Below are 23307 nucleotides of genomic sequence, written 5' to 3' on the forward strand. Positions count from 1 at the left end.
CTCAGGCTCCCGCGCGCAGCATCGACGCTTTCAAGGCCTGGCTCAGCGTCTCATAGCTCTCCGACAGGTGGGCCTTGGCCTCGCGGCTGATCGGCCGGCCCATCGCGCCGCGCAGTTCGCGCTGCAGCTTCAAGGCATTCTCGCGCTGCAGACTGCGCACATCGGCCGGCGTCGTCGCCGACATGCGCAGCAGCGCGGCCACCAGCCGCTTCAAATGCTCGCGCTGCAGGTTGCGGCGCATGCCGGTGACATCCTTGCCGGTTTTCAGCTCGCTCCACACGGCGCCCTGCACCGTGGTGTAAAGCTCGTCGAGGCTCAGCGCCTGCTTACGGTCGTCCAGCTTCTCCTCCGAATCGAGCAGGCGCACCGCCACCGCATCGGACATCAGTTGATCCAGCGCGCCCGACTGCAAGGCCAGCACGCGGCCGCCCACCGACACATCCGCCCTGCCGCGCTCCGCAAAGTGATCCACGCCCAGGCGGCTGATCATCGCCGGCGTAAACTTGAAGCTGTCGGTCTTGAACAGGCTGTCGGTCAGCATCCGCAAGGCCGCGCGCTGGCGCGGCAGCGGCACCGGCGTGAAGGTCGCGCGCCCCGTGCCCGCGTGATCGCGCAGATAGGTCACGCCGCCCACATACTTGACCACCACCGGCATGGTGCGCGCAAACTGCTGGAAGCCATAGTCGAAACTGCGGCGCAGCGATTCATAGCTCTCGCCGGGCTTCAGCGTGCGGTTCTGCACGCGGTCCCACAGCTCGCGCGATATCGTCAGGCGGCGCTGGAAGTAAGCCAGCGGATCGCTACCGAGGTCGAACACGTTCACGTCCGGATCGGAGTTGAACCCGCCCGCATCCTGGTCGGTGCCGAAGGCCAGCAGCGGTTCATCGGAGCGCGAGGCGATCCTGGCCAGCTCCTCTTTCTCCTGCGCCGGCTCCAGCGGCTTGTAGGCGTATTCAATCGCCCAGTAATCGTAAGGCCCCAGCGTGGAGGTCACGTACTCGCCCTGCTTCTCGCCCTTGAGCGACAGGTTGAACGGCGTGTAGTCCATCACCGATCCGGCCAGCCCGTTCTTCTTCGTGAACTCGGCATCCTGCAACTGCGCGATGCTGTAAATGGTCGACGAACGGAAGTTGTGCCGCAAGCCCAGCGTGTGGCCGACTTCGTGCATGATCACCGAGCGCACGTAAGCCTGCGCCACCGCGTCCGCCTCGGGACTGCCCATGTCCAGTTCGCCGCGCAGCTCCAGCAGATCCATCGCGAAGCCCATCTCCTGCGCCGACTCGTGCATGTAGTCGCAATGCGCCTCGTCGTTCGGCGTTGGCGCAAGTGCATATGCATCCTCGGCCACCACGCGCCGCACGCCGCGCGCGAACACGTCGGACATGCCGATGTCCGCATCGAGTATCTCGCCGCTGCGCGGATCGACCTGGCGCGGCCCGATGGCGAAACCGACATCGCTGCCGACGAACCAGCGCACCGACGCATGCCGCGCATCCATCGTATTGAAGCGGTCGGTCTCGGCCTGTTGCTTGACCACGATGGCGTTCTTGAAGCCGATGCGCTCGAAGGCCTCGTTCCATGCCAGCACGCCCTGGCGCACCGACTCGCGGTATTTCTCGGGGATATTCGCATCCAGCCAGTACACGATAGGCTGCTTCGGTTCCGACAGCGCCTGCGCCGGGTCCTGCTTCTCCAGGCGCCAGCGCGACACCAGATGCACCGCCGTGGTCGGCGTCACGTCGTCGGAGTAATCCTGGCTGGTGCTGACGAAATGGCCGATGCGGTCGTCCGCGCGGCGGCCGTGCATGGGCTGCGCCGGCAGCGGCATGAAGCTGTAGTAAAAACCAAGGAACATGCTGCGCGGGTCCGGCAGCGTCACCGGTGGATTGGCGATCGCCGTCGGCACCGGCGGCACGACCGCCGGCGGCGCCGCAATGCGCGGCACGAAGAAGTGCGCATTGACCTGGAGACCCGTCATCGCCTCGTCCGAACGTATCGTCATGAAGCTGCTGTTGCGCGCGTCCATTGCGTACGGCATGCGGAACGCCGCTTCCAGCCGCGTCGTATAGGACGGGATATCGCCGAGCAGCAGGATGTTCGCCTCGACCAGTATCGACTTGCTCTGCGCGCTGGGCCCGCTGGCCACCGGCGCGATCGCCAGCAGGCTGTCCGAAAATCCCTGCTGCACCACCATCGCCTGCGGCGTACCGCCCTTGGCGCCATAGCCGGTATTCTTGGCGATCATCTGCACCAGGTTGCCGATGCGGTGGAACACCACCACCTGGCTCATGCCCATCTGGCTGCCGTACACGCCGCGCTCACCGATCCCGTTCGGCATGTTCACCGACATGAAGATCGGCCGGTCGAACTGGTCGGGCCGCAGCTCGATCCAGACCTTTTCCTCCTTCTGGTACAGGCCCAGGAAACCCGGCAAATGCGCGGCGCCGCGCACCAGATCGGCGAAGGGGCGCGGCGCGGCGACCGGCGCCGCCACAGGCGTGGGCGTGGCGGCAGGCTGCAGCGGCGTGGTCGCCACCACCGGCACGTCGGGCGCGTGCGGCACGGGCGGCGCTGGCGGCGTAGGCTCCTGGGCCAGCGCCTGCGCGCCGATCGCCAGCAGGATGGCGGCGCGGAGGGAGTTCAAGGCAGACATGGGTATCCTGTTACGTTAGAGGGCATCCGGGATAATGTAACCGAAAGCACAACTTAACGAGCGGATTTTCGAGAGCTGCCTCTAAACCTGGGGGGAGCGCAATACGCCGGCGTTGACCACGCCCCGGCACGGATTGAGGCCGATGGCGTAGGACAGGTCGGCCGGACGCGCGATGCGCCACAGCGCGAAGTCGGCGCGCTTGCCCACTTCCAGGCTGCCGGTCTGCTGCTGCATGCCCAGCGCGCGCGCCGCGTGCAGCGTGCAGCCGGCCAGCGCTTCCAGCGGCGTCAAGCGCCACAAGGTGCACACCATGTTCATCGCCAGCAGCAGGGACGTCATCGGCGAGGTGCCGGGGTTGCAGTCGGTGGCCACGGCCATCGGCACGCCGGCGGCGCGCAATGCGGCCACCGGCGGCGGCGTGGTATCGCGCAGGAAGTAGTAGGCGCCGGGCAGCAGCACGGCCACGGTGCCGGCGCCGGCCATCGCCGCGATGCCCGCCTCGCTCAGGTGTTCAAGGTGATCGGCGGACAAGCCGTTGTAGCGCGCCGTCAGTTCCGCGCCGCGCTGGTCCGACAGCTGCTCCGCATGCAGCTTGACCGGCAGGCCGTGCGCGCGCGCAGCCTGGAACACGCGCTCCGTCTGTTCATGCGAGAAGCCGATGCGCTCGCAGAAGGCGTCGACCGCATCGACCAAACCCTCGGCGGCCAGCGGCGCGATCATCGCGCAGACTTCGGCGATGTAGTCGTCGGCGCGGCCGGCAAATTCCGGCGGCAGCGCGTGCGCGCCGAGGAAGGTGGTGGCGATATTGACCGGGAAATCGCGGCCGATGCGGCGCGCGGCGCGCAGCATGTTCGCTTCCGACTCCAGCGTCAGGCCGTAGCCAGATTTGATTTCGATGGTGGTCACGCCCTCGGCCAGCAGGCTGCGCACGCGCGGCAGGCTTTGGCGCAGCAGCTCGTCCTCCGACGCGGCGCGCGTGGCGCGCACCGTGGACATGATGCCGCCGCCGGCGCGCGCGATGTCTTCATAGGTGGCGCCGTTGAGGCGTGCCTCGAATTCGTCGCTGCGGTTGCCGGCGTGGACGATGTGGGTATGGCAGTCGATCAGTCCCGGCGTCAGCCAGCTGCCGCCGCCATCGTGGACCGTGACAGCCGGTACGCCCTGCGGCATGCCGGCTTGCGGCCCGAACCAGGCGATGCGGCCATCCTTGACGGCGATGGCCGCATCGCGGATTTCGCCATAGCCATCGGCCATCGTGGCCAGGTGCACGTTCGTAAACAGGACATCCCACATGAAGCGGCTTTCGAATGATTGTCTAGTTATTGATGATATCGACCACGAATACCGTCGCCAGCGACGCCTCCAGCGACCAGGCCTCCTCGGCCTCCATGACGACCACGTCGTAGCGCACCATGGCGATGCGCTCGCGCGTGCTGCTCAGCGTCAGGCTCTCGCCGTCGGCCAGGAACAGCAGCGTGGTGGCGCTGCGGCGCTTGAGCTCCTCCCGGCCGCGCACCACCAGCGGTTCCAGCCGGTGGCGGCAGCGGCCGCGCCGCGTCATCACATTGAAGTCCGTGGTCAGCGCGCCGGTGACGGTGGCGTGCACCTCGTCCTCGCCGGCGAACTCGATCAGCGGCTCGCTGGGGCTGAGCACAAAGCGCTCGTCGCCGAAGTCCAGCAGCACGCCGTCGCCGTCCACCAGCGCCAGCGAGCGGTCGATGCCGGGAAAGGAGGAGAAAGGGCCGCTTTGCGAAATGGTCGCCAGGCTGATGCGCCAGTCGAATTCATCGAAACCGGAACCGGTGGGCGAGATGGCGATTTCGGTCGTGGAACCGCCGCCGTTTTTCCACGGCGCGGGCCGCAGGCTTGCATACTGGATTAGCTGGGTCATCGGAACTCCCTCAGTTCGGCCAAGGTCTGCTTGAAGCGCGCAGCGATCGCCTGCTGCGCAACGTGCTGCTGATTGCGTACTACCCACCGGCCGCCGACCATGACGTCTTTGACCAGATTGTCATTGCCGCTGAAGACGAAGCTGCCGAGTACCTCGTCCAGCGCCAATCCAAACATATTCGGATGACCGTCATCGAGCACGATCATATCGGCGCGGCGGCCCGGCGCCAAGGCGCCCACCGGCCGTCCCGCCGCCTGCGCGCCGCCGCGCAGCGCGCCTTGCCACAAAAAGTCGCCGACGTTGCGCTCATCGGCGGACACCGCGACGTTGCGGCGCTGAAGCTGCAGGCGCTGGCCGTATTCCAGCCAGCGCAATTCCTCGACGGCGCTCTGCGATACATGGCTGTCGCTGCCGATGCCGAAGCGCCCGCCCGCCGCCAGGAACGGCTCCAGCGGGAACAGGCCGTCGCCCAGGTTCGCCTCGGTGGTCGGGCACAAGCCCGCCACCGCACCGCTGCGGGCGATGCCATCCACCTCGTCCGCCACCAGGTGCGTGGCATGGATCAGGCACCAGCGCTCGTCAACGGCGATCTGGTCCAGCAGCCACTGCACCGGGCGGCGTCCGCTCCAGTCCAGCGACTGCCGCACCTCCGCCTGCTGCTCGGCGATATGGATGTGCACCGGGCGCGCCGCAGGCAGCGTCGCCAACACCTCGTTCATCTGTTCCACCGACGCCGCGCGCAGCGAATGCGGCGCCACGCCCACCTCCGTCTGCGCATCGCGCAACGGTTCCAGCGCCTCGATCACGCGCAACACATCCTGCGCATCTGTTTTGAAACGTTTCTGCTCGGGTTTCAGCGGACTTTCGCCGAAGCCGGAATAACTATACAACACCGGCAGCATGGTCATGCCGATTCCGGTCAAACGTGCGGCGGCGATGACACGCTCCGCCGTTTCCGCCGGGCGCGGATACATGGCGCCATCCGGCGCCCGCTGCACGTAATGGAACTCGCACATCGACGTGTAGCCGTGGCGCAGGCACTCGGAAAACAGCTGGGCCGCGATGGCCTCGATGTGCTCCGGCGTGATGTTGCGCGCGAAGCGGTACATCAGGTCGCGCCAGGTCCAGAAGCTGTCCTTGCTGTCGCCGGCCTTTTCAGTGCGGCCGCCCAGCGCCCGCTGGAAGCTGTGCGAATGCAGGTTGATCATGCCCGGCAGGACATACTCGGCCGCGTCGGCACCTTCAGCAGCCGCACCGGCCGTCACCGCCGTGATATCCCCGGCGGCATCCCACGCGATCAGCACATCCTTGCGCCATCCCTCCGGCAGCAGCGCGTGGCGGGCGAACAGCCTGCTCATGCGCGCACCCAGTCGGCGGCGGCCTGCGTCATGCCCTGCAAGACCCCCTGCACCTGCGCCGCCAGGTCCGGCCGGTAGCCGTAAGGCGCGTCTTCATCCATATAGGTTGACTGGCACATCTCCAGCTGGATCGCATGCACGTTGGCTTCCGGCTTGCCGTAATGGCGCGTGATATGGCCGCCCTTGAAGCGGCCGTTGACGGCGACGCTGAACCGTTCCTGCGCCAGCGCGCGCGCAACGACGGCGTCGCCCAGACCCTGCGCGCAGCTCTTGCCGTCGGCCGTACCGAAATTCAGGTCCGGCAGCTTGCCTTCGAAGAAACGCGGCACCACCGAAGCGATGGAATGCGCATCCCACAACACCACGGCGCCGTGCAGCGCCAGCAAACGGTCCAGCTCCGCGCGCAGCTGGTCGTGATACGGTTTCCAGTACGCCTGCAGGCGGCGCCGCACTTCCGCCTCGTCCGGCACGCGGCCGTCGAGATAGAGCGGCTCGCTGTGGAAGGTGTCGACCGGGCACAGGCCCGTCGTATCCTGGCCCGGATACAGGTTGGTGTTTTCCGGCGGCCGGTTCAAATCGATGACGTAACGCGACCAGCGCGCCGACAGCACCGACGCCCCCATCCCGCCCAGGAACTCGTACAGCCGCACCAGGTGCCAGTCCGTATCCTGCTTGCCGGTCGCGGCCGGCGTCATCGACGCCAGGATATCGTCGGGGATCTCGGTGCCCACGTGCGGCATGGACACCAGCAAGGGAATACTGCCTGCTTTGAACTGATAATCCATGATGTCCTCCTGGATGAACTATGGATGCACGGGCGTGAACAAACCCTTGCACGATGCGCTCAACTCGCCGCGCATGACCATGCCCTTGGCCGCCTCGATATCCGGCGCGAAGAAGCGGTCGGCGTCGTAGAACGGCACCTTCTGGCGCAACTGCGCATGCACATGCTCCAGATGCGGCGACGTCTTCAGCGGACGATGGAAGTCGATGCCCTGCGCCGCAGCCAGCAATTCGATGCCGAGGATGACAGCCGTATTCTGCGCCATATCGTCCAGGCGGCGCGCGGCGTAGGTCGCCATGCTGACGTGGTCTTCCTGGTTGGCCGAGGTCGGAATGGTGTCGACGCTGCCCGGATGGGCCAGCGACTTGTTCTCCGACGCCAGCGCGGCGGCGGTCACGTGGGCGATCATGAAGCCCGAATTCACGCCCGGATCGCGCACCAGGAACGGCGGCAGTCCGGACAAGGTGGCGTCGATCAGCAGCGCGATGCGGCGCTCGGAGATCGAACCGATTTCGGCGATGGCCAGCGCCAGCGTATCGGCGGCGAAGGCCACCGGCTCGGCGTGGAAGTTACCGCCCGAGACCACCACCGACAACTCGCCGTCCTTGAACAGCAGCGGATTGTCGGTCACGGCGTTGGCCTCGATCAGCAGCGTGCGGGCGGCGTTGCCGATGATATCCCAGCAGGCGCCCATGACTTGCGGCTGGCAGCGCAGGCAGTAAGGATCCTGCACGCGCTCGTCGCCGACCAGGTGCGAGGCGCGGATCGCGCTGTCGCTGACCAGTTGGCGATAGATCGACGCGGCGGCGATCTGGCCCGGCTGGCCGCGCACTTCGTGCACGCGCGCGTCGAACGGCGAGTCGCTGCCCTTGGCGGCGTCCAGCGACAACGCACCGGAGACCATGCCCGCTTCCAGCAAACGCTCGGCCATGAACAGGCCGTGCAGCGCCAGCGCGGTCGACACCTGCGTGCCGTTGATCAGCGCCAGTCCTTCCTTCGCGGCCAGCACCACCGGCGCGATGCCCGCGGCCTTCAGCGCATCGGCGGCCGGCACCAGCTTGCCGTCGACGCGCACGTCGCCCACGCCCAGCATGGCCAGCGTCATGTGCGACAGCGGCGCCAGGTCGCCCGACGCGCCGACCGAACCCTTGGCCGGAATCGCGGGCATGATGCCGGCGTTGTACAGCGCGATCAGCGTATCGATGATCAGCGGACGCACGCCCGAGTAGCCGCGCGCCAGGCTGCCGATCTTCATCAGCAGGATCAGGCGGCAGACCGCATCCGACACCAGCTCGCCGGTGCCGACCGAGTGCGACAGGATCAGGTTGCGCTGCAGCTGTTCCAGCTTGTCGTCCGGGATACGGGTCTTGGCCAGCAGGCCGAAGCCGGTATTGATGCCGTAGGCGGCGTCGCCCTTGGCGACGATGGCCCGCACGGCGGCGGCGGATGCCTCGATCACCGGGTAGGCTTCGGCGGCCAGCCTCAACGGAGCGGCTGCGCTCCACACGTCGCGCAGTTCGGACAGCGTCATCGCGCCGGGTTTCAGAGTCAGTGCATTCATATCGTTACTCATTTGATCATGGGAAGGTTCAGGCCATTGCGCTTGGCGCAGGCAACCGCGGTGTCGTAGCCGGCATCGGCGTGACGCATCACGCCGGAACCGCTGTCGTTGACCAGCACGCGCGCCAGGCGCTTGGCGGCGGCATCGGTGCCATCGGCCACGATCACCACGCCGGAGTGCTGCGAATAGCCCATGCCCACGCCGCCGCCGTGGTGCAGCGACACCCAGGTCGCGCCGCCGGCGGTATTCAGCAGCGCGTTCAACAGCGGCCAGTCGGAGACGGCGTCGGTGCCGTCCTTCATGCTCTCGGTCTCGCGGTTAGGGCTGGCGACGGAGCCGGTGTCCAGGTGGTCGCGGCCGATGACGACCGGCGCCTTCAACTCGCCGTTGCGCACCATCTCGTTGAAGGCCAGGCCGGCGATGTGGCGCTCGCCCAGTCCCAGCCAGCAGATACGCGCCGGCAGGCCCTGGAAGGCGATGCGCTCGCGCGCCATGTCCAGCCAGCGGTGCACGTTCGCGTGATGCGGGAACAGCTCCTTGATCTTGGCGTCGGTCTTGTAGATATCCTCCGGATCGCCGGACAGCGCCACCCAGCGGAACGGGCCGCGGCCTTCGCAGAACTGCGGACGGATGTATGCCGGCACGAAGCCAGGGAAATCGAACGCATTCTTCACGCCGTGGTCGAACGCCACCTGGCGGATGTTGTTGCCGTAGTCGACCACCTTGGCGCCCAGCGCCTGGAAGTCCAGCATCGCCTGCACGTGCACGGCGCACGAGACGGTGGCGGCGGCCTTCAGCGCCTCATGGCGCGCGGCGTCGTGCTGCGCGGCCTTCCACTCGTCCACGTTCCAGCCCTGCGGCAGGTAGCCGTTGATCAGGTCATGCGCGGAAGTCTGGTCGGTCACCACGTCCGGCACGATGCCGCCGGCCTTGGCGCGGCGCACCAGCTCCGGCAGCACGTCGGCCGCGTTGCCCAGCAGGCCGATGGAAATCGCGTCGCCGTTCGCCTTGTGCAGCTTGATCATCTCCAGCGCCTCGTCGATGCTGGCGGCCTGCTTGTCGAGGTAACGGGTGCGCAGGCGGAAGTCGATGCTGCTCTGCTGGCACTCGATGGTCAGCGACACCGCGCCCGCCATGGTCGCGGCCAGCGGCTGCGCGCCGCCCATGCCGCCCAAACCGGCGGTCAGCACCCAGCGGCCTTTGAGGTCGCCGCCGAAATGCTGGCGCCCCGCCTCGGCGAAGGTCTCGAACGTGCCCTGCACGATGCCCTGCGTACCGATGTAGATCCACGAGCCGGCCGTCATCTGGCCGTACATGAACAGGCCCTTGCGGTCCAGCTCATTGAAGTGCTCCCAGTTGGCCCACTTCGGCACCAGGTTGGAATTCGCGATCAGCACGCGCGGCGCGTCTTCGTGGGTCTGGAACACGCCGACCGGCTTGCCGGACTGGATCAGCAGGGTTTGATTGTCTTCCAGCTCGCGCAGCGACGCCAGGATCTGGTCGTAGCACTCCCAGTTGCGGGCCGCGCGGCCGATGCCGCCGTACACCACCAGGTGCTTGGGATTTTCCGCCACTTCCTTGTCCAGATTATTCTGGATCATGCGATAGGCCGCCTCGGCGCCCCAGTTTTTGCAGGTGCGTTCCGGCCCGCGCGGCGCGCGGATCTCGCGGCTGGCATCGTAACGTGGGTCGCTGTCTAAATGGGTCGTCATGGTAGCTCCTGCTCCTGAGTGAGTGGGGACCGGCCGCATGCCTGCGGTCAGCGCATCCTCAAAGGATAAGTTGTATAGACAACCAAGTCAACTCATTTAGCTGCCTTTTTACACACCCGCTTGCCGCCCGGCTGGCGTCCGCTTACAGCCTTTCAAGATGGCGCATCTCAACGTGACATTTGAATAGATTTCCATACGGCAACACATGCTATGTTCCAACCTGCTCAGCGGGTCGATGCTTGCTCGCGTTACCTAATCCTTCCATCATACTCAGGCGGATGTTAAAGATGAAATATTTATGGCAATGCGTAATCGCACTTTTGCTATTGGGCTCAATAGAGGCAAGGGCTGACATAAGGGAGGAAATCCCGGGGACGCACTATGTGTGGGAGGGCAATTATGTCACTGCGACGGTGCTCTATGCCGCATGCGTCGATCTGATGAACAGCACGCTGAATAATGTTGCCAATTGCGGTGCGGCAGCTCCGGTCGACAATCCCAATTCATTTAACAACATTGTCGGCGGATGGTTTCAGGACAGGTCCCAGCCAGCTGGCATCACTAAATTCTATTATCTCAATGCGTGGGCCTGCTCAAACAACGATAGGGTTCACTATTTCAGCGATACAAAACGTTGTGATTTTATAAGCAAATACACAATGCCTTTGCCTTCCAGTCCCAAGGCGAACGGTGCCTCCTGCCCGACCAACCCGCAAAACCGCCAGCCCTCTTGTGGCAACCCTATTGCAATTGGCACAGGCAACAAGGTTCAACTGGAGGTGGACTTTGAGACGCTGACGCCGGGCTTGCCGCTTTCGCAGGCGCGAACATACAACGGAGGCATGTTCGCCGACATCAGCGTCTTGTCCGGCGCCTTCGGCAGCCGTTGGAGCCAACCTGTCGACCGCAGGCTGCAGATGCTGCCTCAACGCACCGAGTCCATGTGCTTTTCGCGCTCAACCACCGGCATGGTGTTTTGCGAAAATAGAGCGGTGGCCGGCGCGGCACCAGCGGTATCGGCGGTTCGCCCAGATGGCAAGATCTACGCTTTTACCAAGTCCGGCGATCAATGGATCGGCGACGCGGATGTGGATGACCGCATCAGTGCGCAATATGCGTCGGATGGCGTAACGCCGGTGAGCTGGACTTACCTGACTGCCGCGCAGGATACCGAAAATTATGATGCGGATGGACGATTGATTGCCGCTACCAGTCGCACGGGAGCGAGCCAACGATTCACATACAGCAGCGGCAGTTCCAACGACACCAATGTTTCGCGCTTACCGGTCGATGCACCGGCCTGCGCCAACGTTCAATCCGGAGCGCCCATCGCCGCCGGCATGCTCGTCTGCGTAACCGATCACTGGGGACGGCAATTGCAGTTCGAATATGACGGCAAGTCGCGTATCGTCAAAGTGCTGGACCCGGCTGGCCAGTCCTATCTGTATAGCTATGATGGTCCGTCCAGTGGGTGCTTGTCATCGGCGCCAACCAGCTTGGCCTGTACCGCAAACAACCTCACAAAAGTCACTTATCCCGATGGCAAAAGCCGCTTGTATCACTACAACGAATCGCCCCGGATTAATGGTGGAAGCTACTGCTCCAACGTCACGGCGTCGGGCAACGGTTTTGGACATCTGCTCAATGCACTTACCGGCATCACCGACGAAAACGGTGTGCGTTTTGCCACATGGAGTTACGATTGCTATGCACGCACTGTGGCCTCCGAACATGCCGGCGGGGTGGAAAAGGTTCAAGTCAGCTTCGGCAGTCGCGATGGCAGCACTGGGGCGCTGACGAACACGACAACATCTTCGATCGGCACCGCAGCGACACCTGCGACGATCGTGCGTAACTATCACATCAAGGTCATACTTGGCGTATCGAGGAACGACACAATAGATCAGCCTTGCGCCGGCTGCGACGGCATGCTGGCGCGAACCTACGACAACAATGGCAATGTACTGACCAGCAAAGACTGGAATGGCAGCATCACCGCGTATGCCTATGACTTGACGCGGAATCTCGAAACCAGTCGGACCGAAGCGTCGGGAACCGCGTCTGCCCGCACCACGACGACCTCATGGCACCCCACCATGCGCTTGCCCGTCAAGATCGCCACGCCACTGCGGATGACGACTTTGGCCTACGACATCGCCGGAAATTTGCTCAGTAAATCCATACAAGCGACCACCGACATCAACGGCGCGCAGGGACTAGGCGCGGCGGTTGCGGGTGCGGTTCGCAACTGGTCCTATACCTATAACGACGTTGGCCAACCGTTGACCGTTACCGGACCGCTCAACGACACGACCAATCTCAGCTACGACAGCCAGGGAAACCTCGCCAGCGTGACCAACGCCGCCGGGCATGTGATCAGCTATAGCAACTATGACGCCAATGGCAGAGTAGGCAAAATCACCGACCCGAACGGACTGGTGACAGACCTTAGCTATACGCCCCGCGGTTGGCTATCAACCAGCTCTAGCGGAGGAGAAAGCACCAGCTATGAATACGATGGCGTAGGTCAAATGACCAAGGCAACCATGCCTGGCGGCTCAACCCTGATCTACACCTACGATCCTGCCCACCGCCTGACCGGCATCACTGACAGCAATGGCAATAGCATTACCTACACGCTCGATCTGGTCGGAAATCGTATCGCAGAACAAGTCACAGATGCCAACGGCACCCTTGCCCGCAAGATCAGCCGCGTATTTGATCCTTTGAATCGTCTGAAGCAAATCACGGGAGCATCGCAATGAAGCGCGCACTTCTACCATTCGTAGCGGTGTTGTGCAGCACCGCTACGGCCCAAATTCAGAATACAACCACGAGCTACGTGTACGACACGGTGGGCAACCTGACCCAGATCACGGATCCCTTGAACAGGATCACGAAGCAGGACTACGATTTGCTACGGCGCCGCATCAAAGTAACGGATACGAACAGCGGTATTACCCAGTATCAGTACGATGGCCTCGATCAGCTAACCCAGGTAACTGACGCTCGCACTCTGGTGACTGCGTACGCGATTGATGGCCTGGGCAACCTGACACGAACCACGAGTCCCGACACCGGCATCGTCAATAGCACCTATGACGCCGCCGGCAACCTCAAGACGCAGACAGACGCGAAAGGACAGCTCACCACTTTTCAGTATGACTTGCTGAACCGTCCTGTCTCGATCAGCTACGCCGATGGCAGCAGCGCAACCTACGTCTACGATCAAGGCGAGAACGGCATCGGACGCCTGAGCCAGCTAACGGATATCAGCGGCACCACGCAGTACAGCTACGACCAGCACGGCAGGGTGCTGGCGGAGGCGCGCACTATCGGCGGCCAAGCTTACGTTACCAGCTACCGCTACGACACGGACGGTCGCCTGGTTGGCCTGATCTATCCCAGCGGGCGCCTTGTGGATTACACCCTGGATGCCATGGGTCGCATCACCGCGATCAACACCACCCGGGATGGCGTCACCGCCGCTGTCGTGACGCAAGCGGGCTACCAGCCCTTGGGGCCGTTGAAGTCGATCACCTTTGGCAACGGGCAGGTCTATACGCGCACCTATGATCTGGACGGGCGCGTGACCAGCTACACCCTCAACGGACAATTGCAAACGCTCAGCTACGACGCGGGCAGCAGGATCACCGGCGTCGCTGACGCAGGCAATGCGGTCAATAGCCGCAGCTATGGCTACGATCTGCTGGACCGTGTCACCAGCGACCAACGCTCTAATTTAAGCCTCGCCTACAGCTATGACGCCGTGGGCAACCGCACGCAGCACTCCAATGGCGGGGCCGTCACCAGCTATACCTACGCGACCAATAGCAATCGCCTGACGCAAGTGTCAGGCAGCCAGACCAATGCCATCGCGATGGATGCAAATGGCAGCACGACTGGCAATGGCGTCAGCACCTTCAACTACGACGCACGCGGGCGCATGGTATCGGCCAACACGGCAATTGGTGTGGTGAGCTACAAGATCAACGCGCAGGGCCAGCGCGTACAAAAGAGTACGCCGACCTCAACCACGGTATTTCACTATGACGGCGGCGGCAAGCTCATTGCCGAGAGCACCGACAGTGTCATCACAGAATACATCTACCTGGGCGATATCCCGGTAGCAGTGCTGAAATAAGGGACGCCATGATGAACATGCTGAAGAAAATGATCGTGATCCTGGCATTGACCGTGCTGGGTATGGAGATCGCGGGCGCCTCAGATATCTACTTTATCCAGACCGATCAATTGAACACGCCGCGCGCGATTACGGATCAGAGCAACGTGCTGGTCTGGAAATGGGAAAGCGATCCATACGGTGCTCAACCACCAAATGACGCACCTGCTGGCGCGCCAGGATTTACTTTTAATCTGCGCTTTCCCGGGCAAGTATTTGACCGAGAGAGCTATTTGTATTACAACTACTTCAGGGACTATGATCCGGCGCTGGGGCGGTACATCCAGAGTGACCCGATTGGACTTCGTGGTGGTATCAACACCTACGCCTATGTGTTTGGAAACCCGCTCAGGGGCTATGATCCATATGGTTTGGCGGATGCGTCCACGATCATTTGTGATGGCAAAGGCAATTACACTGTCGTGAATAATGACAAGGGACCCGCGAGTGGTTGTACTCAGATCCATGAGCAATCGCATATCGACGATTGGGTTGATCGCTACGGCAAGAATTCCTGCGTTGGCAAACCAGCCGGCTACCTGCCCACAGCATCGGTTAATGGGGACAATTATCGAGACTTCCTTCGCGACTCCGAATGTAGGGCCTTTGAAGCCGAAAAATCCTGCGTTAAAAAGTGCGACGACCCCGTTGAAACTCAACGATGGAAGCGAGGGTTCGAGAAAAACTATTGCGAAAGTTACAGCAGCTGGAAAAAGCACTAATTTCGTATCGCTAGGACTTTGAGAAAGGAATCATGGGATGAAAGTGATATTGGTAATTTCCAGCTTCGTGTTGGCGGTCTTAAGTGATGCAGCTTCAGCGGCGCCTAAAGTCGACGGCGCCATTCAGCGAGAGTCACGAATGGCTGTGAGTAAAGCCGAGAAGGTCGCGATCAAGGAATTCCGGAAACGATCTAACGGGGTAGCCAAGAATATTTCAGTACGCCTGCTTGAGGACAATAATAAGGATTGGGTTTTTGTAGTCGAAGATGAAGATCAGATACCAAGACCTGGTTCTGAACTGTACGTCACGGTAAGCAAAAGGACAGCTAAAGCAGAGTCCTACTTTGGGAAATGAACCACTCACCGAAGATGCAATGTAGCGGCGGTGCAGCTGGTTAGAAAGCCCGCAGTTGCGGGCGGTCCGTGTAATCGCCTGCCGCCGCCGACGTTCTTCTTAAACAAAAAAAGCCGTCCCCAACCCGCTGCTTCGCGCGCGGGTTCCGGGTACGGCTTCTTTTTTTTAGCGGCTAAGAGGAAAACCCACCGCAGCGTCAGCTGCTCAAATTCCCCATCATCTGCTTGGTCTGGTACTTGATGATCATGCCGTCCAGGAGTGCCTTGATGATGCGGCGCTCCTCGTCGGGCATATTGCTCACCGCCTCGAACTGCAGGGCCAGGTCGTCCGATGGTCCACGCTCGGCTTCGTCGAAGACCAGCATGTCCAGGCTCAGGTGCAAGACCTTGGCCAACCTCACCAGCGCTTCCAGGGTTGGCCGAGCGTTTGCTGGCGTGCGGTATCGAGTGCTACCGGATCGTGTTCCCGAAAGGGATGGATGCGAACGAATACGCCCTGAAGGTGCAGCCGGCCAGCAAGAGCCTGGGTGCGTTGATCCGCAAGGCGGTCTGGATGGGCAACGGCGAAGCGCCGGCCCAACCATCGCCCGTGCCGGCAGCCGCGCCAATGAGCGTTCTTCCTTTAGCCGCTAAAGAAGAGCCGGAGCCGGTCGCGCCGGAGCCGCTGCCGGCGTCGCCCATGCCCGCGCCCGCGTTCGCCATCGAGGCCGAGGTGAAGGACAACGAGGTGGTGCTGGCTTTCGGCGAGCGGCGCTACCGGGTGCGCGGACTGTCCAAGAACCTGGCCTACGATGTGCTGAAGGTAAACGTGCTGGCTTCGCACGGCGACGCCTTTCACGTCGACACTTTTGATCTGTACAACGCGCGGGCGCGGGCTAGCTATATTGCCCAGGCGGCGATCGAGCTGCGCATGGCGGAAGATGTGCTCAAGGCCGATCTTGGCCGGTTAGGGGTCGGCGGACAGCCAACGATTCCAAAGAATTTTTCGCCCAAAGGAGCATCGGCAGGTACTTCACCAATTTCGAAGGGCTTGTCGAAAGCGCTTCCGCAGAAGTTGCCCATGGCTGCGCCTGCGCCGACAACGGCAAAACCATTGGCGACGTCAAATGTACTTGGACGTGTTCTTGGGCGTTGGGCACCATTTATTGGTTGGGGCATCATTGCCAACGACGTATCCCAATATGCGGCTTGCATTAAGGAATGTATTAAGAATGAAAACTGTACCGTCAAGTAGTGCGGTGATCGCGAACGCTGTAAGAGAATATGTTGCTGCTGCGCGCTCTACACCTGTCGAAAAAATCACGTTAAGTAAAAGTCTTTTTCATGACTTGGGCGTAGATGGAGACGACGCATCCGACTTGATCAATGGATTTGCAGCACAGTTTAATGTCAGCCTAGAAGGCTTTGATTTTCAGAAATTTTTTGGTGCGGAAGCGGCAAGCGGCCCAATAGCGTTTTTTGTTGAGCTGTTCACCAAAGAGAAATCTGCAAAGTTATGTCCACTTAGGATTTCTGATTTGGTCAGTGCGGCTTCCAATGGGAGATTTTCTGACGATATTGGAAAAAGCTGATTACATATGCAGCGGCCGGGGCGAACAGGCGGCATAGGATGCGGCGATTAGCGTCAGTTGATGACGGGCCGTATCGTGCTCGTCTCCGTTCGTACCTTCGATCATCATTCCCTCCTCAATGGCGGAATTTGCTGGCTTTGTGGATGCGGTGATCGACATCGATCATCTGCAGTGACGTTCTCCACTAGCTGACCGAGGGAGCAGATGCGCGGCGCCGCCAGCGCCGCGCATCCGAAATCCCGAATTTCCATTTCTGCGCTCGCCAGCATTTCTTCGTAAAACTGATAGCCATCGGCCTTGGCTAGCGCCAACGCATTTTTGCCAAACGCGGGTGGACCCGCACCCCGTTAGAAACACACACATTACGCACGCTGCACTTTTCGCGATTTTCGCATGTAAGTACTTGAATTAATCACGAAAAACTGCAAACATTTTTACTTCTCATCGGGCCTGAATTTGTTGCCTTGAGTCAAAAGAGCCCGGGAATAAAGGGCGCGTGGCGTATACATTTGCATGCAGCGCCCCGATTCGCTCGGCGCCAGTTGCGGGTGCGAAAACGGCGGCCCCTTCCCGTCTTGTCGGCCAAAGCCACGCGGTGGATACTGCCCAATATTTGAAATTCTGCTGGTCCGAGACAGCCCAGCAATTTAGTCGGGTAGAGCCGGCCTCATTGATTTATGCGTTGAGTCCCCACCCGACGTTCAAAGACGATACTCTGCGCCGAATTTCGCTATTGAACCAAGATCAGATTGCTTGCCTAGTCCATTTTCTGGAATGGTGTGCAACAGACAGTTATTGGATCGATTCTGAACCTGAACGTATCCAGACAGGAATTGAATTCCTTGAGTCCGCACTTCGATGAATGGCTTGAGTTTCTTGTACACACGAAAAAGTTGACGATCGAACAGTGCCGCCAATACCATACGCGCCCACAAAAATGAAAACCATTGAAGAAATTTATAGCCTTTGCTCTCAGACAGGCGCTTGGTATGGCATCGAGATAAAGGATTTTAATCAACGAAATTTTATGGAGGATACCGTGCTGCATACGGTTTGCAGCTGGGGGGATCTGGAGGCAGTGAAAACACTTGTCGCCGCAGGTGCGAATATAAATGCCAAAGGCGATCAAGGAGCGACTCCGCTTTTTAATGCAGTTATGGGAGAAAACTCGGAGGTGGTTTCATTTCTCTTGAAAGCTGGCGCTGACCCTAGCATTACCAACAACTACAAGCGCAACGTGTTGGGCTATGCAAAAAATGTGGCCTCGCCGCCTTCAATTGTGGCGCTGCTTGAAAAAACTGAGAACACAAGAAAGGCAAAACGATAGTCACTTAAAAGCGTACGGACCATTCGGCACCTTGATCCACGCCGCATCTGACGCGCCAGCTGACGCACCTGCGTGCGTCGGAATTGCGCTTGCTGGCCCTCCGTTCCTGTCTTACTTCTTATACACCCGCTTCCCGCCCATCCAGGTTTGCAGCACGGTGGTTTTGCCGATCTGCTCGGCGGGGATCTTGAACATGTCGCGGTCGACCAGGATGAAGTCGGCCCACTTGCCCGGCTCCAGCGAGCCGATGACGTTTTCCTGGTGCGCGGCGTAGGCGGCGTCCAGCGTGAAGCAGCGGAAGGCTTCGTTCAGCGTCATCGCCTGGTTCTTGTACCAGCCGCCCACCGGCACGCCGGCGTTGTTCTGGCGCGTGACGGCGGCGTGGATGCCCTCGAACGGATTCGGCGATTCGATCGGGAAGTCTGAACCGCAGGCGATCTTCGAGCCCTGGTCGAGGAAGGTGCGCCACGCATAGGCACCCTTGATGCGGTCGTGGCCGACGCGCTGCTCGGCCATGTTCTGGTCCGACGTCGCGTGGGTCGGCTGCATCGACGGGACCACGCCCAGCAGCTTGAAGCGCGGGATGTCCTCCACCGCCACCACCTGCGCGTGTTCGATGCGATGCCGCAGGCCGACGTTGTTGTATTGAGGGATCAGCTTCGCGTAGGCGTCGAGGATCTGACGGTTGCCGGCGTCGCCGATGGCGTGGATGTTGACCTGGTAGCCCGCCTTCATGGCCTTGTTCATCTTGGCCAGCATTTCCTCGTTCGGATAGAACAGCAGGCCCTTGGTCGACGGCATGTCGGTGTACGGCGCCAGCAACGCGGCGCCGCGGCTGCCCAGCGCGCCGTCCGAGTACAGCTTGACGGCGGCCAGCGCATACACGTCGTTGGCATAGGACTTGAGCGGGCCTTCCTTGGACAGCTCGTCGAAATCGCCGGCCGTATCACCGATCATCGCGTAGACGCGGGTGGTCAGCTTGCCGTGGTCGGCATAGTCGCGATACAGGTCGTCCTGCACCACCCGGATGCCCGCGTCGTGCACGCTGGTCAGGCCGACCCTGGACAGCGACGTCAGCGCCACATCCAGCGTGGCGCGCGCTTCGGCCGGCGTCGGCAGCGGCACCACCTTGTTGACCAGCTCCATCGCGGCGTCCACCAGCACGCCGGTGGGCCTGCCGCCGGCGTCACGCTCGATCTTGCCGCCCGACGGATCCTGCGTATCGCGCGTGATGCCGGCCATCTCCAGCGCCTTGGTGTTGACCCAGACGGCATGGCCGTCGACCCGGTGCAGCAGCACCGGGCGGTCGTTGACCACCGCATCCAGCTCGGCGGCGGTCGGGAAGCGGCCCAGCTTCCAGATCTCCTGGTTCCAGCCGAAGCCGATCACCCAGGCCTTCTTCGGATGCGACCTGCTGAATTCCGCCACCGCGCGCACCGCGCCGTTCAGTGAGGTGGAGCTGTACAGCTCCACGCCGGAGGCGATCTCGCCCAGCTCGAACACGTGGCCATGGGCGTCGATCAGCCCTGGCAGCAGGGTTTTGCCCTGCACGTCGATGTGCTCCGCCTTCGGCAGCGCGGCCGCCGTCTCCCGTTCGCTGCCCACCGCGACGATGCGGCCCAGGTCATCGAAAGCCAGCGAGGTAAAGCGCTGCAGCTGGCCGGCCGCGTTCAGCGTGTAGCCGTTGGCGTGGTCGATGATGGTGTCGGCTTGCGCCGGCAGCAGGCATGCCGACAGCGCCAGCGTCACGGCGGCGGCCAGCGGGGAAGACTTAAAAGGGGCAGTGCGCATCGATATCTCCATTCGGAAGCAAGATTCAGAGTGTAGCGAAGTTTGGGCCGTGGTCAATCGAACTCTGCCGCAAACCCGCCCCGGCATGGCGGTTTTGACCGTCAGGACGGGTACAATGCAGGCTTCGCCGCTTTAAAACCACAATCACGTGTCCAGCCGCCTCCTTTACCTACGCTTGCTCAAAGAGTTCCGCCCTTATGCCTGGATCGCGGCCGTCACCCTGTTCGCGGTAGGCTTGGCCGCGGCCACCGACGTGCTGCTGATCAGCCAACTGCAGATCGTAATCGATGCGCTGGCATCTCCGCACAGCCTGACCGGTATCCGTCCGCCGGCCACCGGCATGGTGGCCGAGGTGCGGGAATGGCTGGGCCATCTGCTGCCCAAGGACCCGGGCAAGGTGGCAATATGGTCGATTCCGGCCGTGATCTTCGGCCTGGCCGTGATGCGCATGTTTTCCAGTTTCGTCGGCGAATACGGCGCCGCGTGGCTGAGCAGCCGCGTCCAGGCCAACCTGCGCGAGACCATGTTCGCCCGCATCATGCGCCTGCCGAACGGCTTCTTCGACCAATCCTCCACCGGCACCACGCTGTCGCGCGTGGCCTTCGACGCCGCCCAGGTGGCGCAGGCCGGCCTGACCGTGGTCAACGTCGCGGTCCGCGATTCGGTCCAGACCATCGGCTACCTGGCCACGCTGTTCATCTTCGACTGGCAGCTGGCGGTGTTTTGCCTTGGCCTGCTGCCGCTGGTGGCCCTCATCGTCACCCTTGCCGGCCGCCGCATGCGCCACCTGAGCAAGAGCGCGCAGTCCGCGATGGGCGAGCTGACCAATGTGCTGGACGAGAGCATCAGCGGCCAGCGCGTGGTGAAGATCTTCGGCGGCCAAAAATACGAGCAGACCCGCTTCGACCAGGTCGTGAAGCTGAACCGCCAGCTGGCGGTCAAGCACGCGGCGACGTCGGCGCTCAACTCCGGCATCATCATGCTGCTGATCGGCGCCACGCTGTCGTCGGTGATTTACTTCGCGCTGCTGCGCAACCAGGCCGGCGCGCTGTCGCCGGGCGACTTCGTCACTTTCATGTCGGCGCTCATGGCAATGCAGTCGCCGATCAAGAACCTGACCAAGATTAACGAGCCGATGCAAAAAGGCCTGGCCGCCGCCGAATCGGTGTTCAACCTGATCGATACGGAAGCGGAAGCAGACCTGGGCACGAAAAAACTGGAGCGCGCCGAAGGCCGTTTATCGCTGGAAGACGTGAGCTTCCACTACACCGCCGATCCCGATGCGCGTCCGGCGCTGGACCGCGTCTCGCTCGACATCGCGGCCGGCGAGACGGTGGCGCTGGTGGGCAGCTCCGGCAGCGGCAAGACCACGCTGGCCGGCCTGCTGCCGCGCTTCTACGACGTCGGCTCGGGCAGCATCAAGCTCGATGGCACCGACCTGCGCGAGTACACGATGGCGTCGCTGCGCCGGCAGATCGCCCTGGTCAGCCAGGACGTGGTGCTGTTCAACGATACGCTGGCGGCCAACATCGCCTACGGCGATCCGGAACCGTCGCTGCAGCGCGTCGAGGAGGCGGCGCGCGCCGCGCACGCGCACGAGTTCATCGTCCGCATGCCGCAGGGCTATCTGACGGAGGTGGGGGAAAACGGCTTGCGCCTGTCCGGCGGCCAGCGCCAGCGCCTGGCGATCGCCCGCGCGCTTTACAAGAATGCGCCCATCCTGATCCTGGACGAAGCCACCAGCGCGCTCGATACCGAATCCGAACGGCTGGTGCAGGCGGCGTTGGAAGTGCTGATGCAGGGCCGCACCACGGTGGTCATCGCGCACCGCCTGTCGACCATCGAGAACGCCGACCGCATCGTGGTGCTGGACGGCGGCCGCATCGCCGAAGTCGGCAGCCACGATGCGCTGCTGGCGCGGAACGGCATCTACGCCCGCCTGTATCAAACGCAGAAGAGCGTTCAGGCGGTATAGCCGCCATCCACGGAGAAGCTGGCGCCGGTGATGAAGCCTGCCTCTTCGCCGGCCAGGTAGGCCACCATCCCCGCCACATCGCCCGGCTGGCCGAAGCGGCCCAGCGGAATCAGCGCGCGCACGTGGTCGATGTAAGGCGCATCGGGCGGATTCATATCCGTCTCGATAGGACCCGGCTGGACGTTGTTGACGGTGATGCCGCGCGGCGCCAGGTCGATCGCCATGCCGCGCACCAGTGTCGCCACCGCCGCCTTGGTCATCGAATAAACGCCCGATCCGGAGAAACCGACCCGCACGCCGGCCACGCTGCCGATGGTGACGATGCGCCCGCCCTCCTTCATGTGTTTGGCCGCCGCCTGCACGGCGACAAACACGGCGCGCACGTTGACGTCCACCATGCGGTCGAAATCCGCCAACGCAAAGTCCTCGATCGGCGCCAGTTGCAGGATGCCGGCGCTGTTGACCAGGATATCCAGCGCGCCGAAATGCGCCACCGTCCGCTCGACCGCCGCCTGCAGCGCGGCGGGATCGGCGCTGTCGGCCTGGATCGCCAGCGCCTTGCCGCCGGCGGCGTTGATGGTGGCCGCCAGGTCGTTCGCCTTGCCGGGCGAAGAGACATAGGTGAACGCCACTGCCGCGCCGTCCTGTGCCAGGCGCTTCACGGTAGCCGCGCCGATGCCGCGCGCGCCGCCGGTAACCAGCGCAACTTTGTTGTTCAATGAGGTAGTCATGGGAATGCCTTTCATGGGTTATTTCTGGATCGAATAGTCCAGAATAGATCGCATGGTAGGCTTACTGGATCAATCAGTCAAGTAAAAAATTCCGTGATAAGTTTCAGCCGCCGCGCAATCCCTGGATGGCGAATTTGGCAATTGCGCGCAGCGTCGCGATGCTGCCGCCGGCCTTGGCGCATACCTTCATGCCGGACAGCGTGGCGACAACGAAGGCGGCCGCCTGCTGGATATCGGTGCCGGCCGGGATTTCCCCGGCGGCCGCGGCGGCCCGCAGCATGCGCTCGACGGCGTCGTTGACCTGCGCCCCGCTGCTATGGTGCAGGGCGTTGATGCCGGCGTCGCTGGTGCCGAATTCGCAGACCGCATTGACGCCCATGCAACCCTTGGCGTTGTCGCGCTTGGGCCGCGAGGCAAAAGCCTGCAGCATATTGTCGATGGCGCCGAGCGCGCTGTCGCCTTTCAGGCCGCGCAGCAGCTCGACGGTACTGGTGTCGCAATATTGCCGCAACGCTTCCAGGTAGAGCGAGTACTTGTCGCCGAAGGTATCGTACATGCTTTGCCGGCCGATCTGCATCGCTTCCAGCAGGTCGGCGGTGGAGGTCGCGGCATAGCCTTTTTGCCAGAACACTTCCAGCGCTTTGTTCAATGTGTCGATGCGGTCGAACTCTCTTTGCCTTGCCACGGGTATTCC

19 protein-coding genes and 1 pseudogene are annotated in these 23307 nt (G+C 62.4%); 8 read left to right on the plus strand and 12 right to left on the minus strand.

All coding sequences use genetic code 11. The features are described from left to right. Position 1: 1 nt before the first annotated feature. From ACEN9F_RS15445 to hutU, 7 genes are all read right to left on the minus strand, one after another. The gene (locus tag ACEN9F_RS15445) at positions 2 to 2653 is read right to left on the minus strand and encodes a zinc-dependent metalloprotease (protein WP_413420975.1); all 2652 of its coding nucleotides are present in this window, start codon (positions 2651 to 2653) and stop codon (positions 2 to 4) included. A gap of 81 nt (positions 2654 to 2734) precedes the next feature. Further along, on the minus strand, positions 2735 to 3946 hold the full coding sequence (gene hutI, locus ACEN9F_RS15450; RefSeq protein ID WP_413420977.1) for an imidazolonepropionase: 1212 nt from the start codon (positions 3944 to 3946) through the stop codon (positions 2735 to 2737). A gap of 22 nt (positions 3947 to 3968) precedes the next feature. Continuing rightward, entirely contained in the window at positions 3969 to 4544 is a 576-nt protein-coding gene (locus tag ACEN9F_RS15455; protein ID WP_413420979.1) for a HutD family protein, read from the minus strand. Beyond that, complete coding sequence (locus ACEN9F_RS15460; RefSeq protein WP_413420981.1) at positions 4541 to 5902, minus strand: formimidoylglutamate deiminase; 1362 nt, start codon at positions 5900 to 5902, stop codon at positions 4541 to 4543. Before ACEN9F_RS15460 ends, ACEN9F_RS15455 begins: the two co-directional genes overlap by 4 nt. Continuing rightward, a complete protein-coding gene (hutG, locus tag ACEN9F_RS15465; RefSeq protein WP_413420983.1) occupies positions 5899 to 6687 on the minus strand; it encodes an N-formylglutamate deformylase in 789 nt (262 codons plus the stop codon). Before hutG ends, ACEN9F_RS15460 begins: the two co-directional genes overlap by 4 nt. Before the next feature lie 18 nt (positions 6688 to 6705). Continuing rightward, complete coding sequence (gene hutH, locus ACEN9F_RS15470) at positions 6706 to 8247, minus strand: histidine ammonia-lyase (RefSeq protein WP_413420985.1); 1542 nt, start codon at positions 8245 to 8247, stop codon at positions 6706 to 6708. A gap of 8 nt (positions 8248 to 8255) precedes the next feature. Then, complete coding sequence (hutU, locus tag ACEN9F_RS15475; protein ID WP_413420986.1) at positions 8256 to 9959, minus strand: urocanate hydratase; 1704 nt, start codon at positions 9957 to 9959, stop codon at positions 8256 to 8258. Between the two features lie 287 nt (positions 9960 to 10246). Here hutU and ACEN9F_RS15480 point away from each other — a divergent pair, with 287 nt between their 5' ends. The 4 genes from ACEN9F_RS15480 to ACEN9F_RS15495 are packed head-to-tail and all read left to right on the plus strand — an operon-like array spanning position 10247 to position 15219. Further along, entirely contained in the window at positions 10247 to 12724 is a 2478-nt protein-coding gene (locus tag ACEN9F_RS15480; RefSeq protein ID WP_413420988.1) for a DUF6531 domain-containing protein, read from the plus strand. Beyond that, positions 12721 to 14103 carry a hypothetical protein gene (locus ACEN9F_RS15485; RefSeq protein ID WP_413420990.1) on the plus strand — a complete coding sequence of 461 codons (1383 nt, stop codon included), beginning with the start codon at positions 12721 to 12723 and terminating at the stop codon, positions 14101 to 14103. Before ACEN9F_RS15480 ends, ACEN9F_RS15485 begins: the two co-directional genes overlap by 4 nt. A gap of 8 nt (positions 14104 to 14111) precedes the next feature. Continuing rightward, positions 14112 to 14864, plus strand: coding sequence for an RHS repeat domain-containing protein (locus ACEN9F_RS15490; RefSeq protein ID WP_413420992.1), 753 nt, complete (start codon positions 14112 to 14114; stop codon positions 14862 to 14864). Between the two features lie 37 nt (positions 14865 to 14901). Continuing rightward, entirely contained in the window at positions 14902 to 15219 is a 318-nt protein-coding gene (locus ACEN9F_RS15495; RefSeq protein WP_413420994.1) for a hypothetical protein, read from the plus strand. Positions 15220 to 15415: 196 nt separating this feature from the next. On the opposite strand, the pseudogene ACEN9F_RS15500 reads toward ACEN9F_RS15495, so the two are convergent. Then, positions 15416 to 15643 (minus strand): annotated as a pseudogene (locus ACEN9F_RS15500) (RstR family transcriptional regulator); the annotation flags it as partial. Between ACEN9F_RS15500 and ACEN9F_RS15505 the strand changes: the two are divergent. Both ACEN9F_RS15505 and ACEN9F_RS15510 read left to right on the plus strand, forming a co-directional pair. Continuing rightward, positions 15634 to 16452, plus strand: a complete 819-nt coding sequence (locus ACEN9F_RS15505; RefSeq protein ID WP_413427249.1) for a hypothetical protein — start codon at positions 15634 to 15636, stop codon at positions 16450 to 16452. The pseudogene ACEN9F_RS15500 and the gene ACEN9F_RS15505 sit on opposite strands and share 10 nt — an antisense overlap. Further along, positions 16430 to 16789 (plus strand): DUF1493 family protein, encoded by a 360-nt coding sequence (locus tag ACEN9F_RS15510; protein WP_413420996.1) that lies wholly within the window; start codon positions 16430 to 16432, stop codon positions 16787 to 16789. Before ACEN9F_RS15505 ends, ACEN9F_RS15510 begins: the two co-directional genes overlap by 23 nt. Here ACEN9F_RS15510 and ACEN9F_RS15515 read toward each other — a convergent pair whose 3' ends face one another. Further along, a complete protein-coding gene (locus tag ACEN9F_RS15515; protein ID WP_413420998.1) occupies positions 16790 to 16948 on the minus strand; it encodes a hypothetical protein in 159 nt (52 codons plus the stop codon). A 778-nt stretch (positions 16949 to 17726) separates the two neighbouring features. Here ACEN9F_RS15515 and ACEN9F_RS15520 point away from each other — a divergent pair. Beyond that, a complete protein-coding gene (locus ACEN9F_RS15520) occupies positions 17727 to 18116 on the plus strand; it encodes an ankyrin repeat domain-containing protein (RefSeq protein ID WP_413421000.1) in 390 nt (129 codons plus the stop codon). 111 nt (positions 18117 to 18227) lie between these two features. Here the strand turns inward: ACEN9F_RS15520 and ACEN9F_RS15525 are convergent, their stop codons facing one another. Beyond that, positions 18228 to 19907, minus strand: a complete 1680-nt coding sequence (locus ACEN9F_RS15525; RefSeq protein WP_413421002.1) for an amidohydrolase — start codon at positions 19905 to 19907, stop codon at positions 18228 to 18230. A gap of 148 nt (positions 19908 to 20055) precedes the next feature. Between ACEN9F_RS15525 and msbA the strand changes: the two genes are divergently transcribed. After that, complete coding sequence (msbA, locus tag ACEN9F_RS15530) at positions 20056 to 21882, plus strand: lipid A export permease/ATP-binding protein MsbA (protein WP_413421004.1); 1827 nt, start codon at positions 20056 to 20058, stop codon at positions 21880 to 21882. On the opposite strand, the gene ACEN9F_RS15535 is transcribed toward msbA, so the two are convergent. Both ACEN9F_RS15535 and ACEN9F_RS15540 read right to left on the minus strand, forming a co-directional pair. Then, positions 21870 to 22613, minus strand: coding sequence for a 3-oxoacyl-ACP reductase family protein (locus tag ACEN9F_RS15535; protein WP_413421006.1), 744 nt, complete (start codon positions 22611 to 22613; stop codon positions 21870 to 21872). The two genes, msbA and ACEN9F_RS15535, sit on opposite strands and share 13 nt — an antisense overlap. 103 nt (positions 22614 to 22716) lie before the next feature. Continuing rightward, positions 22717 to 23298: a TetR/AcrR family transcriptional regulator gene (locus ACEN9F_RS15540; RefSeq protein ID WP_413421008.1), complete on the minus strand. Its 582-nt coding sequence runs from the start codon at positions 23296 to 23298 to the stop codon at positions 22717 to 22719. Positions 23299 to 23307 lie beyond the last annotated feature (9 nt).

It is taken from the genome of Duganella sp. CT11-25 (assembly GCF_047302815.1).
Taxonomy (GTDB): Bacteria; Pseudomonadota; Gammaproteobacteria; order Burkholderiales; family Burkholderiaceae_D; genus Rugamonas.